The organism is Amycolatopsis marina (assembly GCF_900111885.1).
GTDB classification, from domain to species: domain Bacteria; phylum Actinomycetota; class Actinomycetes; order Mycobacteriales; family Pseudonocardiaceae; genus Amycolatopsis; species Amycolatopsis marina.
This window is the reverse complement of record NZ_FOKG01000012.1, coordinates 115,638-130,684: the sequence shown is the minus strand read 5'-3', so window position 1 is coordinate 130,684 and position 15,047 is coordinate 115,638. Positions and strand designations below refer to the sequence as shown.

At 70.5% G+C, this 15,047-nt stretch carries 13 protein-coding genes; 6 read left to right on the top strand and 7 right to left on the bottom strand.

What is annotated here, in order from left to right; all coding sequences use genetic code 11:
• Positions 1–11: 11 nt before the first annotated feature.
• The 5 genes from BM199_RS20140 to BM199_RS20120 are packed head-to-tail and all read right to left on the bottom strand — an operon-like array spanning position 12 to position 5,603.
• A complete protein-coding gene (locus tag BM199_RS20140; RefSeq protein ID WP_091674815.1) occupies positions 12–1,073 on the bottom strand; it encodes an acyl-CoA dehydrogenase family protein in 1,062 nt (353 codons plus the stop codon).
• Positions 1,070–2,038, bottom strand: a complete 969-nt coding sequence (locus tag BM199_RS20135; RefSeq protein WP_091674814.1) for an acyl-CoA dehydrogenase family protein — start codon at positions 2,036–2,038, stop codon at positions 1,070–1,072. The genes BM199_RS20140 and BM199_RS20135 overlap by 4 nt, the downstream gene beginning before the upstream one ends.
• 2 nt (positions 2,039–2,040) lie before the next feature.
• Entirely contained in the window at positions 2,041–3,183 is a 1,143-nt protein-coding gene (locus tag BM199_RS20130; RefSeq protein ID WP_091674813.1) for an acyl-CoA dehydrogenase family protein, read from the bottom strand.
• A gap of 3 nt (positions 3,184–3,186) precedes the next feature.
• Entirely contained in the window at positions 3,187–4,056 is an 870-nt protein-coding gene (locus tag BM199_RS20125; protein ID WP_091674812.1) for an enoyl-CoA hydratase, read from the bottom strand.
• Positions 4,053–5,603, bottom strand: coding sequence for a FadD3 family acyl-CoA ligase (locus tag BM199_RS20120; protein WP_281245725.1), 1,551 nt, complete (start codon positions 5,601–5,603; stop codon positions 4,053–4,055). Before BM199_RS20120 ends, BM199_RS20125 begins: the two co-directional genes overlap by 4 nt.
• Positions 5,604–5,694: 91 nt before the next feature.
• Between BM199_RS20120 and BM199_RS20115 the strand changes: the two genes are divergently transcribed.
• The 4 genes from BM199_RS20115 to BM199_RS20100 are packed head-to-tail and all read left to right on the top strand — an operon-like array spanning position 5,695 to position 9,447.
• Positions 5,695–6,846: an acyl-CoA dehydrogenase family protein gene (locus BM199_RS20115; RefSeq protein ID WP_091674922.1), complete on the top strand. Its 1,152-nt coding sequence runs from the start codon at positions 5,695–5,697 to the stop codon at positions 6,844–6,846.
• Complete coding sequence (locus BM199_RS20110; RefSeq protein ID WP_091674811.1) at positions 6,843–7,628, top strand: SDR family oxidoreductase; 786 nt, start codon at positions 6,843–6,845, stop codon at positions 7,626–7,628. The genes BM199_RS20115 and BM199_RS20110 overlap by 4 nt, the downstream gene beginning before the upstream one ends.
• 11 nt (positions 7,629–7,639) lie before the next feature.
• Positions 7,640–8,281, top strand: coding sequence for a TetR/AcrR family transcriptional regulator (locus tag BM199_RS20105; protein ID WP_091674810.1), 642 nt, complete (start codon positions 7,640–7,642; stop codon positions 8,279–8,281).
• A 14-nt stretch (positions 8,282–8,295) separates the two neighbouring features.
• Positions 8,296–9,447 carry an acetyl-CoA C-acetyltransferase gene (locus BM199_RS20100; protein ID WP_091674809.1) on the top strand — a complete coding sequence of 384 codons (1,152 nt, stop codon included), beginning with the start codon at positions 8,296–8,298 and terminating at the stop codon, positions 9,445–9,447.
• On the opposite strand, the gene BM199_RS20095 is transcribed toward BM199_RS20100, so the two are convergent.
• Complete coding sequence (locus BM199_RS20095) at positions 9,431–10,273, bottom strand: amidohydrolase family protein (protein ID WP_091674808.1); 843 nt, start codon at positions 10,271–10,273, stop codon at positions 9,431–9,433. The genes BM199_RS20100 and BM199_RS20095 overlap by 17 nt on opposite strands.
• Before the next feature lie 113 nt (positions 10,274–10,386).
• Between BM199_RS20095 and pip the strand changes: the two genes are divergently transcribed.
• A complete protein-coding gene (gene pip, locus BM199_RS20090; RefSeq protein WP_091674807.1) occupies positions 10,387–11,346 on the top strand; it encodes a prolyl aminopeptidase in 960 nt (319 codons plus the stop codon).
• 63 nt (positions 11,347–11,409) lie between these two features.
• On the opposite strand, the gene BM199_RS20085 is transcribed toward pip, so the two are convergent.
• Complete coding sequence (locus BM199_RS20085) at positions 11,410–14,250, bottom strand: FAD-binding and (Fe-S)-binding domain-containing protein (RefSeq protein WP_218160380.1); 2,841 nt, start codon at positions 14,248–14,250, stop codon at positions 11,410–11,412.
• A 61-nt stretch (positions 14,251–14,311) separates the two neighbouring features.
• On the opposite strand from BM199_RS20085, the gene BM199_RS20080 reads away from it, so the two are divergent.
• The gene (locus BM199_RS20080; protein WP_091674921.1) at positions 14,312–15,040 is read left to right on the top strand and encodes a GntR family transcriptional regulator; all 729 of its coding nucleotides are present in this window, start codon (positions 14,312–14,314) and stop codon (positions 15,038–15,040) included.
• Positions 15,041–15,047: the final 7 nt, after the last annotated feature.

The following is a 15,047-nucleotide window of genomic DNA, read 5'->3' as shown; positions in this document are numbered from 1 at the left end:
CGCGTGGTGCGTCAGACACCCACACCTGCCATCCGGCCGAGCCTGGCCAGGTGCTGGTGCGGCGGGCCGAACAGTTCGGCGCTGCCGTGTGCGCGCTTGAAGTAGCGGTGCGCCGGATGCTCCCAGGTGATCCCGATCCCGCCGTGCAACTGGATCATCTCGGCAGTCACCTCCGACAGCGCGCGCGAGCACCACGCCTTGGCCACGGCCGCCATCCGGCTCTGGTGCGGACCCGGCTCCGCGGCGGCCTCGGCGGCGGAGCGGGCGGTTTCGACGAGCACGTGCAGGTCTGCCATCCGGTGTTTGAGAGCCTGGAAACCACCGATGGGCCTGCCGAACTGCTCGCGCTCCAGCGAGTACGCCACGGTGATCTCCAGTGCTCTGGCCGCGGCTCCGGCCTGCTCGGCGGCCAGCACCGCGCAGGCCAGGTCCCGCACGTGCCGTAGCCCAGGGCGGGCATCGCCGGAACCCAGCCGCCGCCCCGCGGCCCGAGTCAGGTCGACCCGGGCGAAGGACCGGCTCTGGTCCATAGCGGGGGTGCCCGCCCTCCGCACTCCGCGCTGGTCGGGATCCACCTCGACCAGCGCGAGCCCGTGTCCGGTGTCCGCGAACACCAACAGCAGGTCCGCCGTGTCACCGTCGAGCACGTAGTGCGCCGAACCATCCACAGTGCACCGATCGCCGGAAGCGGTTACCGCGCAGGCCACCTCCTCCGGGCACCAGCGCCCCGCAGCCGACGTCCACGCGAGCGCGGCGGTGCTCGTGCCCTCGGCGAGTCCAGGCAGCAGCCGGGAATGGTCCGTTGGGTTCCCGGCCTCCAGGATCGCGAGAGTGGTGAGCACCGACGAACCGAGGAACGGGCACGCGACCAGCTCCCGGCCCAGCTCTCGCGCCACGACGGCCAGTTCGGGCACTCCCGCGCCGGCCCCGCCGTACGCCTCGGGAACAGCCAGTGCCGCGACGCCGACCTGCGCACACAGCACTGGCCACGGATCGGTGTCCGCGTGCCGTCGCAGCACCGCACGCACCGTCTCGCCCAGCGCCGCGCGCTCGGCGAGGCTGTCGGCGGTCACGCCGCCACCGCCGCGAGCACTCTGCCCCGATGGAACGACTGCGTGCCCCAGGCCGCGACGAGGGCGCGCACCTTGGTCAACCACAGACCGAGCGGGTGCTCTTCGGCGTAACCGATGGCTCCGTGCACCTGTAGCGCGGTGCGGGCTGCCAGATAGGCGGCGTCCGCCGCCGCCACCCGCGCGGCCGAGACGTCCCGAGGGGCCGGTCCTCCCGCGAGCGTCACGGCGGCGCCGTGCACCAGCGGGGTCGCCAGCTCCAGCCGGGTCGCGATGTCGGCGAGCAGGTGCTTGACAGCCTGGTACTGACCGATCGGCTTGCCGTACTGGCTGCGCTGCTTCGCATACGCCACCGAGGTGTCGAGCAGCCACCGGCCCGCCCCGACCAGCTGCGCCGCGATCGCCAGCGCCGCGGAGTCGAGTGCGCGCCCGACGTCTGTTCCGGTGGCGACGACGGGACCCGGCGAGGCGGGGAACAGCCGGCGAGCCTTGTCCACAGAGGACATCACCGCACCCGCGGTGAACTCCCTGACCGTGCCGCCGTGGGCCAGGATCCTGCAGCCGGCCACATCCGCGTCGAGACCGTAGGGAACGTGCGGCGGGAGCACGACCGAAGCCAGCACCTCGCCCTCGGCGATGCCGGGCAGCAGCCGCTCGGCCGCCTCGGTCTCGCCCAGCAGCGCGGGCACCGCCGCCGCGCTCTCCACCCACGGACCCGGTACCGCGTGATACCCGAGCCGTTCGAACGCGACCGCGAGGTCGACAGGGGTGGCGTCGAGTCCGCCGAACCGGGACGGCACCACGAGGCCGGTGACGCCGAGATCGGCGAGAGACCGCCAGATCTTCAGCCCAGGTCCGTGGTTGCCATCCCCCCAGGCGTAAACGGCGGTGGGCACATCGGCCGCCGCCAGCAGTTCACCGATACTCGCGGCGAACTGCCGCTGTTCGGACGACAGGGTGAATCGCATGCTCACCGGCCTCTCGGAAGGCCGAGTAACCGCTCGGCCACGGTGTTGCGCTGGATCTGGTCGGTGCCGCCGTAGATCGGGCCCGCGAGCGCGAACAGCCACTTCTCCGGCCAGCCGCCCGCACCGCGCAACTCGGCGTCGGGGCCGAGGAGGTCCAGTGCGGTCTCGGAAATGTCGAGGTCCAGCCGGGACCAGAACAGTTTGTTGACGCTCGACTCGGGACCGAGCTGTCCGCCTTCGGCAAGCCTGGTCACGGTGGCGAAGGTGTAGAGCTGGTACGCGCGGGCGCCGATCCACGCGTCGGCGACCCGCCGGGCGAGCGCGGTGTCGCCGGGATCGCCGACCCGCCGCCACAGCTCGACCAGCCTTTCGGCGGCGGCCAGGAACCGGCCCGGGCTGCGCAGGGACAGACCACGCTCGTTGTTCGCGGTGGTCATCGCGATCCGCCAGCCGTTGTCCGGCTCGCCGATCACGTCCTCGTCCGGTACGAACACCTCGTCGAGGAAGATCTCGGCGAAACCGGGTTCACCGTCGAGTTGTGCGATCGGCCGCACCCGTACTCCCTCGGCCCGCAGGTCGAACATCAGGTAGGTGAGGCCGTGGTGGCGTTCGCTCGCGGGGTCACTGCGGAAGAGCCCGAAAGCCCTGTCGGCGAACGCCGCCCGCGAGCTCCACGTCTTCTGCCCGCTCAGCAGCCAGCCACCCGCGGTGCGCCGCGCGGTGCTGCGCAGCGCGGCGATGTCGCTGCCCGCGTCCGGTTCGGACCATGCCTGCGCCCACACCTGTTCGCCGCGAGCCATCGGCGGGAGAATGCGCCCGCGCTGCTCCTCGGTGCCGTGGGAGAACAGGGTGGGGGCGAGCATGAACAGACCGTTCTGCCCGACCCGGTCCGGCGCGCCCGCGGCGTAGTACTCCTCCTCGAAGAGCACCCACTCCAGCAGACTCGCGTCCCGGCCGCCGAACTCGGCGGGCCATGCCACGGCGGACAGCCGCGCCCCGGCGAGTGTCGCCTCCCACTCGCGGTGCCGGGCGAACCCCTCCTCGGTGTCGAACGACGGCAGCGGGTGCACGGGGACGTGCGCCGCGAGCCACGCCCGTACCTCGTCGCGAAAGGCGGTCGCGCGCTCGTCGAGATCGAGGTCCATACCTCAGCTCCCCGACCGGCCCGCGTCCCGCATGGACCGCGCGTCCTGCCCGCCGAGCGAATCGCCACCGGAGAGCTCGGCGTTGTGCGCGTGGGCGAAGTGGTGCAATCCGAAGGCCGAGTCCATTCCGCTGCGCATACCCATCAGATCCTCGGCCTGGTTGACCGCCTTCTTGGTCAGTGCGAGGCCGAATCCGGGCATCTCGGCGATCGTGTCCGCCAGCGCGAGGGTGCGTTCTGCGAGCTCGGCCCTCGGGACCACGCGGTTCAGCATGCCCCATTCCCTCGCCTGATCCGCGGTGAACCGTTCGCCGGTGAAGAGCACCTCCTTGGCCGCGCGGGGGCCGAGCACCCACGGATGGGCGAAGTACTCGACACCGGGAATTCCCATCCGCACCACCGGATCGGCGAAGAACGCGTCCTCGGACGCGACGATCAGGTCGCACACCCAGGCCAGCATCAGCGCCCCCGCGATGCAGGCGCCCTGCACGCTGGCGATCATCGGCTTCGGGATCTCCCGCCAGCGGCGGCACATCCCCAGGTACACTTCGGACTCCCTGGCGAAGCGCTGGTCACCGCCCTCACGCCCGACGTGGTCCCACCACAGCACGGCCTTGCGGTCGAAGGAGACGTCGACGTCGCGTTCCGGAGTGCCGATGTCGTGGCCCGCGGAGAAGTGTTTGCCCGCCCCGGCCAGCACGATGACCTTGACCTCGTCGTCCTCGACGGCCCTGGTGAACGCGGCGTCGAGGGCATAGGTCATGGCTGAGTTCTGTGCGTTGCGGTACTCGGGCCGGTTCATCGTCACCACCGCGACCGCCCCGCGCCGCTCGTACAGCACTGGGTCCGGGTCTGACGCGGCCTCACTGGTCATGCCTTTGCCTCCTCGTCGCGCAACACGCGTTTGAGTACCTTGCCGGAGGGGTTGCGCGGCAGCTGGTCCCGGAACTCGACCTGCCGCGGCACCTTGTAGTTGGCCAGCACGGCCTTGCAGTGCTCGACGATGTCCGAAGCGGACACATCCGCACCCGGTCTGCGAACGACGTAGGCCCTGCCCACCTCGCCCATCCTGGTGTCGGGTACACCGATCACCGCCGAGTCGGCGACTCCGTCCAGCCGGGCGAGTGCCTGCTCCACCTCCGCCGGATACACGTTGAAGCCACCGCAGATGTACATGTCCTTGATGCGGTCGGTGATCTTGAGGTAGCCGCGCTCGTCGAGTGTGCCGACGTCGCCGGTGTGCAGCCACCCCTCGACGTCGATCGCCTCCGCGGTCGCCTCGGGATCGTCGAGGTAGCCGAGCATCGTGTTCGGGCCACGCAGCAGGATCTCCCCGCTGTCCTCGGCGGTTCGGACCTCGAAGTCCGCCGCCGCCCTGCCGCAGGTGCGCGCGATCGTCTCGGCGTCGTCGTCCGGACGGCACATCGTCGCGACCACCGCCTCGGTCAGCCCGTACGCGGTCAGCACCGTGTCGAAGCTCAGGTCGGCCCGCATCCGCTCCACCAGCGCGACCGCGACCGTGGCGGCTCCGGTGACGGCCAGCCGGAGGCTGGACAGGTCGTGCTCGCGCAGGCCGGGGGAGTCGAGCATCGTCTGATAAATCGTGGGAGCGCCGGGCAGCACGGTGATCCGCTCGGCGGCGATGACCCGCATCGTCGCGTCGACGTCGAACGTGCGCTGCGGCAGGATCGTGCACCCACTGAGCAGAGCCGCGAGCATTCCCGCCTTGTAGCCGAAGCTGTGGAAGAACGGGTTGATCACCAGGTACCGGTCCTCGGCGGTGAGTTGACCGCAGTCCGCCCACGCCCGCGCGACGCCGATCGACTGCCGGTGCGCGCTCATCGCGCCCTTGCTGCGGCCGGTGGTTCCGGAGGTGAAGAGGATGTCGCTGACGTCGTCGGGCGCCACCGCGTCCGCCCTGGCGTCGGCCTCGGGGGACACCGGCATGCTCTCGACGGCTGCCCAGTCCACGACGCCCGCTTCGGGGGGAGGGGTGCCGTCCGCCGGGATGCGCAGGATCAGGCGCAGTGGACCGAGCCCGGCCGCGCGGAGTTCGGCGATGCGGTCGGTGCCGAGGAATGGCCCGGCGACGACCAGCGCGGCGGTCTCGCTGCGCTCGACGACGTCGAGCATTTCCGGGCCGGTGAACCGGGTGTTGACCGGAACCAGCGTCGCGCCGCAGTACAGGGCGCCGAGCGCGGCGATCACCCAGTGCTGGGTGTTGGGGGAGCAGATCGCCACCCGGTCACCACGGTGGATCCCGTTGTCGATGAAGAGGCTCGCGCAGCGGCGCACCTGCTGGTGCAGTTCGCCGTAGGTCATCCGCACCGGTCCGTCGACCACCGCCTCCCGGCCGGGGAACCGCCCTGCGGCGTCGATGAGCGCCGCCGGGATGGTGGCCGGTCCCGATCTGCCCAACACCGTGAAAGCCTCCTACCTAGCAAGTGCTTGGTAGGGTAGCCTACGCCGGAAGATGATCGAAGGAAAGACAGTCGGACCGGCGGGAGGCACTGTGCACGTCGATGACTTCCGCCGTGTGGTTCGGGACTGGCTGGAGCACAACCTGAAGGGCGAGTTCGCGGGTCTGCGCGGGCTCGGCGGGCCGGGACGGGAGCACGAGGCCTTCGAGCAGCGCGTGTCCTGGGAGCGGCATCTCGCGGCCGCGGGCTGGAACTGTGTCGGCTGGCCGGTCGAGCACGGCGGCCGGGGAGCGTCGCTGGCCGAGCAGGTCGTCTTCCACGAGGAGTACGCCAGGGCCGACGCTCCGGCGAGGGTGAGTCACCTCGGCCAGGAACTGCTCGGGCCCACGCTGATCGCGTTCGGCTCGGCGGAGCAGCAGCACCGGTTCCTGCCGGGCATCCGTGCGGTGGAGGAACTGTGGTGTCAGGGCTATTCCGAGCCGGGCGCGGGGTCCGACCTCGCCGCGGTCGCCACCAGGGCGGAACTGGACGGCGACGAATGGGTGCTGCACGGGCAGAAGGTGTGGACGTCCCTGGCGCACGTCGCCGACTGGTGTTTCGTGCTGGCCCGTACCGAACCCGGATCGCGCAGGCATCACGGCCTGTCCTGTCTGCTGGTGCCGATGCGGCAGCCGGGCGTCGAGATCCGGCCGATCCGGCAGCTCACCGGCACCTCGGAGTTCAACGAGGTGTTCTTCGACGGCGCCAGGACCGCCCGTGACCTCGTGGTCGGCGATCCGGGCGAGGGCTGGCGGGTCGCGATGGGCACGCTCGCCTTCGAGCGGGGAGTCGCGACGCTCGGCCAGCAGGTCGGCTTCCGGCGGGAACTGCGCGCACTGACCGACCTCGCCAACGACACCGGCGCCGCCGCTGATCCGGTGATAGCCGAGCGGCTCGCCGAGGCGTGGATGGGGCTGGAGGTGCTACGGGCACACGCACTGCGCACGCTCGGCGATCCGTCCGTCGGCACCGCGCCGGTGTCGAAGCTGCTCTGGGCGAACTGGCACCGCTCGCTCGGCGAGCTGGCGATGCTGGTGCGCGGGGCCCCGGCACTGGTCACCGGCGGCGGGCCGGACGACCTCGACGAGTGGCAGCGGCTGTACCTGTTCACCAGGGCCGACACGATCTACGGCGGCTCCAACGAGATCCAGCGCAACATCATCGCCGAGCGAGTGCTCGGCCTGCCGAGGGAGGTCCGCCCGTGATCCCGATCCCGACCTGCCCGCAGGGCCGCGAACTGTTGCGGGACAAGGTGGTCGTCGTGACCGCCGCGGCGGGCACCGGCATCGGTTCCGCCGTCGCCCTGCGCGCGCTGGAGGAGGGCGCCGTCGTCGTGGTCAGCGACTGGCACGCGCGCAGGCTCGGGGAGAAGGCCGCGGAGCTGACCGAGCGGTTCGGTTCCGGCGCGGTGCACGAGGTCGTCTGCGATGTCACCGACGAGGCACAGGTGCAGGCCCTGATCGACGGGACGGCGGCGCGGTTCGGCCGGGTCGACGTGCTGGTGAACAACGCCGGTCTCGGCGGCACCAAGTCCATTGTGGAGATGACCGACGAGGAGTGGTCCCGTGTTCTCGACGTGACGCTGACCGGCACCTTTCGCGTCACCAGGGCGGCCCTGCGCAGGTTCATCGACCAGGGCGGCGGGGGAGCGGTGGTGAACAACGCATCGGTGATCGGCTGGCGGGCACAGGAGGGCCAGGCGCACTACGCCGCGGCCAAGGCCGGGGTGATGGCGCTGACCCGGAGCTGTGCCGCCGACGTGGCCGAACACGGGATCAGGGTCAACGCCGTCGCGCCGAGCCTGGCGATGCACCCGTTCCTGGCCAAGGTCACGACCTCCGAACTGCTCGCCGAACTCACCGCGCGCGAGGTTTCCGGGAGGGCGGCGCAGCCGTGGGAGGTGGCGAATGTGATCGTGTTCCTGGCCAGTGAGTACGCCTCGTACCTCACCGGCGAGGTCATATCGGTGAGCAGCCAGCATGCGTGAGGGCGGATTCGATGAGTACACGTGAACGGCAGGTTCCCGCGACCGGCTCGGGCAGGCGGGCGGAGTTGCTGGCACTGGCGGCGCGGCTGTTCGCCGAACGCGGTTTCGTCGTCACCACGGTGCGCGACATCGCGGAGGCTGCCGGGATTCTGTCCGGCAGCCTCTACCACCACTTCGACTCGAAGGAGTCGATGGCCGACGAGATCCTGCGCGGCTTCCTGGACGAGCTGTTCGGGACCTACGCCGACATCGTCAAGGCGGACCTCGGACCGCGCAGGACGCTGGAGGCCGTGGTTGTCGCGTCGTTCGAATCGATCCACCGCAGGCCACACGAGGTGGCCATCTACCAGAACGAGGCCAAGCACCTGTCGCAGCTCGACCGGTTCGCCTACATCGCCGAGCGCAATGTCGAGTTCCGTGATCTGTGGAAGACGATCCTCGCCGAAGGGGTCGCCGAAGGAGCGTTCCGTGCGGACCTCGACGTCGAGCTGGTCTACCGCTTCGTCCGCGACACCGTGTGGGTGGCGGTGCGCTGGTACAACCCGGACGGAGCGCTGTCCGCCGACGACGTCGCCGAGCAGTACCTCGGGATCCTCCTCGACGGCATCGCCACCCGTCGCAGGCCCATGAAGAAAGCTCGACCCACTCACTAGGGAGACGAGGGCGTATGGCAGAGGCCTACATCATCGACGCGGTCCGGACGCCGGTCGGACGCCGGGGCGGTGGTCTGAGCGGCGTGCACAGCGCGGATCTCGGCGCCCACGTGCTGCGGGCTGTCGTCGATCGGTCCGGTGTGGACCCGGAGCTTGTGGACGACGTGATCCTCGGGTGCGTCGACACCCTCGGCCCGCAGGCGGGCAACATCGCGCGCACCGCGTGGCTCGCCGCCGGCCTGCCGGACCACGTCCCCGGGGTGACGGTGGACCGGCAGTGCGGGTCGAGCCAGCAGGCCGTGCACTTCGCCGCGCAGGCCGTGCTGTCCGGCACGATGGATGTCGTGGTCGCGGGTGGTGTGCAGAACATGAGTCAGATCCCGATCAGCGCGGCGATGCTGGCCGGACGGGAGCACGGGTTCAGCGACCCGTTCTCCGGTTCGAAGGGCTGGCAGGAGCGCTACGGCACCGAGGAGGTGTCGCAGTTCCGCAGTGCGGAGATGATCGCGGAGCACTGGGACATCAGCAGGACGGCGATGGAGGAGTATTCCTACACCAGTCATCAGCGGGCGCTGGCCGCGATGGACTCCGGCCGGTTCGACCGGGAGATCGTCCCGTTCGGTGACCTCGCCCGGGACGAGTGCCCGCGCCGGGACACCAGCCTGGAGCGGATGGCGGGGTTGCCGCCGCTCACCGAGGGTTCGCGGCTGACGGCCGCGGTCGCGAGCCAGATCTGCGACGGTGCCAGCGCGACACTGCTCGCCTCGGAATCCTTTGTGGCCGATCACGGGCTGACCCCGATGGCCCGCGTTCACCACCTCTCGGTGCGGGCGGCCGATCCGGTGTGGATGCTGACCGGGCCGATCCCGGCCACCGCGCACGCCCTGCGCCGCACCGGGCTCACGGTGGACGACATCGACGTCTTCGAGGTGAACGAGGCGTTCGCGAGTGTGGCGCTGGCCTGGCTGGAGGAGACGGGAGCCGATCCCGCGCGGGTGAACATCAACGGCGGGGGCATCGCGCTCGGGCACCCGATCGGCGCCACCGGCACCAAGCTGTTCGCCACGCTCCTGCACGAGCTCGAACGCAGCGGTGGGCGCTACGGCCTGCAGACGATGTGCGAGGGCGGCGGCACGGCGAACGTGACGATCATCGAGCGGATGTAGTTCCCTGCGCGGAGTCGAGGCCGAAGACGCGGCGGGCGTTGCCCGCGAGAAACAGCTCCCTGCCGGACTCGTCGAGTTCGAGCGCGTCGATGTCCCGCAGTGCCTTGTCCGGTGAGATCATCGGGAAGTTGCTGCCGAACAGCACCTTGTGCGTCCCGTCGCTCCGCAGATACCGCACCAGTTCCGGCGGATAGCGTTTGATCGTGTAAGCGCTGGTGTCGATATATACGTTCGGATACTTGCGCGTCAGCGCGATCATCTCCTCCGTCCAGGGATAGCCGATGTGCCCGGCCACGATGACCAGCTCGGGGAAGTCGAGTGCGACGTCGTCGAGATAGGGGATCGGCCGTCCGGTCTCCGAACTGCGCAGTGGGCCGGTATGGCCCACCTGCGTGCAGAACGGCACACCGAGTTGGACGCATTCGGCGTACAGGGGGTAGTAATGGCGGTCGTTGGGCGGCAGGCCCCACAGCCACGGCACGACCCGCAGGCCGACGAAACCGAGATCCCGGACGGCGCGCCGCAGTTCGCGCACCGCGTCCATCGGCCGCCGCAGGTCGACGGTCGCCAGCCCGGAGAACCGGTCCGGTCGCGCGGTGACGATCTCGGCGACCTCGTCGTTGCTGATGAGCGACCCCTCGGGACCGTGCCAGGCACTCAGCAGCCCGTGCCGGACTCCGGCGGCGTCCATCGCCGCGACGGTGCCCTCGACCGGCGGCTCCTGTTCGGGGACCTCCATGCCGGTCCAGCGGCGCAGCGACTCCAGCATCTCGTGCCGGGCGAAGCGCACGGTCGGGTGCTGCATCCACGCGTCGACAATGTCCATGGCGGGAGCATGCCACAGCTCGTACCGGTGGGTAACCCATCGAATCGCCGCGCGGTTGCAGGTCGGCGAGCCGAGGTGTTTCCGTCCCGCGTCCGGCCTGACAGCATGATCGTATGGCGGACCTGTATCCCGAGATCGAGCCCTACGACCACGGCCTGCTTTCCGTCGGCGACGAAAACCACGTCTACTGGGAGGCCTGCGGCGATCCCGGGGGAAAGCCCGCGGTGTTCCTGCACGGCGGTCCGGGCGGTGGCTGTTCCCCGACTCATCGCCGCCTGTTCGACCCGGCCAGGTACCGGGTGATCCTCTTCGACCAGCGCGGCTGCGGCCGCAGCACTCCGCACGCGAGCGAACCAGGGGCCGACCTCACCGCCAACACCACCTGGCACCTGGTGGCCGATATGGAGCGGTTGCGTGAACACCTGGGGATCGAGCGCTGGCAGGTGTTCGGCGGTTCGTGGGGAAGCACGCTCGCACTGGCCTACGCGCAGACCCATCCGGGCCGGGTCAGCGAACTCGTCCTGCGTGGAGTGTTCACCGTGCGGCAGCAGGAGCTGGACTGGTTCCTCCGCGGCGGCGCCGGTCATCTCTACCCGGAGCAGTGGCAGCGGTTCCTGGAACCCGTGCCACAGGATCGGCGCTCCGGTGACCTGATCGCCGCCTATCACGACCTGCTGTTCGACCCGGATCCCGCCGTGCACGGTCCGGCCGCGGCCGCGTGGAGGGACTGGGAGGCGGCCACGGTGACGCTGACCCCGGCCCCGGAGGCGCCGGTCATGCCCCGTGATCCCGCCTACGCACTGGCCTTCGCCCGTATCGAGAACCATTACTTCGCCAACCTCGGCTGGCTGGACACCGACCAGCTTCTGCGCGACGCAGGCAAGCTGTCCGGCATTCCCGGCGTGATCGTGCAGGGGCGGCACGACGTGGTGACCCCGCCGGTGACCGCGTGGGAGCTGGCGCAGGCGTGGCCCGAGGCCGAGTTGACCATCGTGCCGGATGCCGGCCACGCGTTCAGCGAGCCGGGCATCCGCCGCGAGTTGGTCGCCGCCACCGACCGGTTCGCGTCCTGATCACACGACGTTCGTCTCACCCGCGTTCCGTGGGCTCAACCGTCGGCCCGGACGGCGAGGCCGTCACGTGATCCGGTCGAGCCGGGCGGCGAGCAACTGGGCCAGGTGCTCGCCGCGACGGTCGGTCAGGTCAGACAGCTGAGTACGGCAGGAGTAACCGTCGGCGAGAATCGTGGTGTCGGCGCCGGCGGCCCGCACCGCGGGCAACAGTTGCTGTTCGGCCACCGCTACCGACACGTCGTAGTGGCCCTTCTCGACGCCGAAGTTGCCCGCGAGGCCGCAACATCCACCCAGCCGCTGCACCCGGGCGCCCGCCTTTTCGAGCAACCGCGCGTCCTGTCCCCAGCCCATCACCGCGTGGTGATGACAGTGGGGTTGCGCCACAACGTCTTTCCCCTCGAGTGAGGGCGGCTCCCAGCCGCGGTCGTCGAGCAGCTCGGCGAGGGTGCGGGTGTTCTCGGCGACCGGTCGCGCGACCTTCCGGCCGAGCAGTTCGGCCGCGTCGGAGCGCAGTACCCCGGTGCAGGACGGTTCGATCCCGACGATCGGGAGACCCGCCGCCGCGTGCTCGGACAGGGCGTCGACGGTGCGGCCGAGGATCTTCTTCGCCGCGTCGAGTTGCCCGGTGGAGATCCAGGTGAGCGCGCAGCACTGCTGCGTGCCGGTCAGCCGCGGCCGATATCCGGCTGCCTCGAGCACCCGCACGGTCGCCTGCCCGACCTCGGGGGTGAAGTAGTTGGTGAACGAATCGACGAAGAGCAACACCGGATCGCCGGTGGTCACGCGTTCGTGCTCGGTCTGGCTGAACCAGGAGCGGAACGTCCGCGTGGCGAAGGCCGGGACGGTACGCCGTTTGTCGACGCCCGCTGCCGACAGCGCGAGCGGACCGATGCCGGGGATGCGCATGGCCGCGTTGATCAGTCCGGGCGCACGGCTGGCGATCCTGGCCCAGCGCGGCAGCCTGCCCAGCGTGTAGTGCGCGGCGGGCCGGAGCCGCCCGCGGTAGCTCTGGTGGAGCATCTCGGCCTTGTACGCGGCCATGTCCACGCCGGTGGGGCAGTCCGAAGCGCAGCCCTTGCAGGACAGACACAGGTCGAGGGCCTCGTGTACCTCGGGTGAGCGCCAGCCTTCGGTGACGGCGCTGCCGTTGATCATCTCCTGCAGCACCCTGGCGCGGCCACGGGTCGAGTCCTTCTCCTCACGAGTGGCCAGGTACGACGGGCACATCACCCCGCCTGTGGCGGTGTTGTCCGCGCGGCACTTGCCGACACCGGTGCAGCGGTGCACGGCCTGGGTGAAGTCGCCGTCGTCGTGGTGATAGGCGAAGGCCAGGTCGCGGCGCACGGCTGGGGCGGCGGGGACCCGCAGGTCCGCGTCGATCGGGCGTGGATCGACCAGCACGCCCGGATTGAGGATGTTGTCCGGGTCGAACGTGCGCTTGACGGCGGCGAACAGTTCCAGTGCGTCCGGTGAGTACATCAGGGGCAACAACTCGCTGCGGGCACGGCCGTCGCCGTGTTCACCGGACAGCGATCCGCCGTAACGCGCGACAAGCTTCGCTGCCGCGATCATGAAGTCCCGGTAGACGCCCGTGCCGCCGGGCCTTTCGAGCGGCAGGTCGATCCGCACGTGGACGCATCCGTCGGCGAAATGGCCGTACGGCACCCCGGTCACCTCGTACTCGGTCATCAGGGCGTCGAAGTCCCGCAGGTAGTCACCGAGCCGCGCGGGCGGCACGGCGGCGTCCTCCCAGCCCGCGTGTGCGGGCAGCCCGGCCGGACTGCGGCCCGCGAGCCCCGCGCCGTCGGCGCGGATCCGCCACAGCGAGGCCGCACGAGCGGTATCGGTGACCACGAGACTGTCCACCGCCGCGCAGGCGCGGCCGACCTGTCGCGCCTGCGTCATCGCCTCGTCGAGGTCGTCGCCGACGACCTCGACGAACAGCCACGCCGCCCCGTCGGGCAACGGTGGCACGGCGTCCGGGCCACGCCGATCCCGCACGACGTCGACGATCCGCCGGTCGATTCCCTCGCAGGCGGTGGGGGAGAACTCCAGCAACGACGGCGCGGCGTCCCCGGCCGAGGCGATGTCGGGGAAGCCGAGGACCACCAGTACGCGCTGGGCCGGTTCGGTGACCAGTCGCACCGTGGCCTCGGTGGCCACCGCGAGGGTGCCCTCGCTGCCGACCAGCATGCGGGTGACGTCGAACCCGTGCTCCGGCAGCAGATGCTCGAGCGCATATCCGGAAACCTGGCGCCCGAACCGGCCGAACTCGGTCCGGATGGTCGCCAGCCCGGCGCCGGTCACGTCCCGCAGGGCCGCGAGCGCCGGTGACGCGGACGGAGTCGACGAGTCCTCGGCCGCGCCGAGCCGAAGCGGCTCCCCCGTGCCGGTCAGCACGCGCAGCCCTCGCACGTTGTCCGAAGTCCGGCCGTATCCGAGAGTTCTCGAACCACAGGCGTTGTTGCCGATCATCCCGCCGATCGTGCAGCGGGTGAACGTCGACGGATCCGGACCGAACCGCAATCCGTGCGCGGCCGCGGCTTGTTGCAGCGCCACCTGCACGGTCCCCGGCTCGACCGTGGCGGTCCGTGCGTCCGGATCGATGGCGAGCACCCGGTTCATCTGGCGGCTGAAGTCGAGCACCACGCCGGTGCCCACCGCATTGCCCGCGACCGAGGTGCCACCACCGCGCGAGGTCAGCGGTACGCCCTCGCGGTGGCACACCGCCAGCGCGGCCGCGACCTCCTCCGCGTCACGTGGCCGGGCCACGACCAGCGGTCGCACGCGGAACAGCGACGCGTCGGAGGAGTACGCGGCGCGTGTTGTCCCGTCGGAGAGAACGTCACGCACGCCGTGGCGGCGCAGCTCGGCGGCAAAGGATTCGGCGGAGTCTGAGTCCATTCGTAGCATGCTACAACTTGTAGCATGCTACGAACAGGCCGGACTTGTTACAGTGACGTTCGTGGCTGACGGAGTGCTCGACCTCGAACCGCTCGCCCCGTCCACCGGACGGCGCATGGAGCAGGCGATCGCCGCGGTCCGTGCCGCCATCGACGACGGGCGGATGAAGCCAGGGGTGAAGTACTCCGCCTACCAGCTCGCCGAGGTGCTCGGCATCTCCCGCACCCCCGTGCGCGACGCGTTGCTCCGCCTCGAAGAAGTCGGACTCATCAAGTTCGAGGCGCGCCAGGGCTTCCGTATCCTGCTGCCTCAGCCGAAGGAGATCGCCGAGATCTTCGGCGTGCGACTCGCCCTGGAACTGCCCGCCGTGCGGAAGGCCGCCACCGTCGCGGACCCGGCACTCGCGCGGGAACTGCTCCACCAGCGCCGCCTGATGCGGGCCGCCGCCGCGAAGGGCGACGAGAACGTGTTCGCCCAGCACGACCTGCGGCTGCACGACCTGATTCTGGCCGCGGCGGACAACGCCCGCGCCAGGGACATCGTCAAGTCCCTGCGCGAGACCACGCGCCTGCTGGGAGCCTCCACCGCGGACCGGACCAGAACCCTGCGGGACATCGACGACGAGCACGCCCCGATCCTCGACGCCGTCATCGCCGGTGATCCTGACTGCGCCGAGGCGGCGATGCGCGACCACCTGGTCAACACCGGAAAACTTCTGGTCACGCAAGCCATCCGGAGCGCGGACGCCGATTTGTCCGCCGAGGAGATCTGGACCGCGGCGGTGTTCTGATCGCTCC

Bases quoted from the DNA above. Each gene is read 5' to 3' on its own strand.
- BM199_RS20135 (WP_091674814.1), bottom strand. From the start codon at position 2,038: ATGCGATTCACCCTGTCGTCCGAACAGCGGCAGTTCGCCGCGAGTATC.
- BM199_RS20130 (WP_091674813.1), bottom strand. From the start codon at position 3,183: ATGGACCTCGATCTCGACGAGCGCGCGACCGCCTTTCGCGACGAGGTA.
- BM199_RS20125 (WP_091674812.1), bottom strand. From the start codon at position 4,056: ATGACCAGTGAGGCCGCGTCAGACCCGGACCCAGTGCTGTACGAGCGG.
- BM199_RS20105 (WP_091674810.1), top strand. From the start codon at position 7,640: ATGAGTACACGTGAACGGCAGGTTCCCGCGACCGGCTCGGGCAGGCGG.
- BM199_RS20100 (WP_091674809.1), top strand. From the start codon at position 8,296: ATGGCAGAGGCCTACATCATCGACGCGGTCCGGACGCCGGTCGGACGC.
- BM199_RS20095 (WP_091674808.1), bottom strand. From the start codon at position 10,273: ATGGACATTGTCGACGCGTGGATGCAGCACCCGACCGTGCGCTTCGCC.
- pip (WP_091674807.1), top strand. From the start codon at position 10,387: ATGGCGGACCTGTATCCCGAGATCGAGCCCTACGACCACGGCCTGCTT.
- BM199_RS20085 (WP_218160380.1), bottom strand. From the start codon at position 14,250: ATGGACTCAGACTCCGCCGAATCCTTTGCCGCCGAGCTGCGCCGCCAC.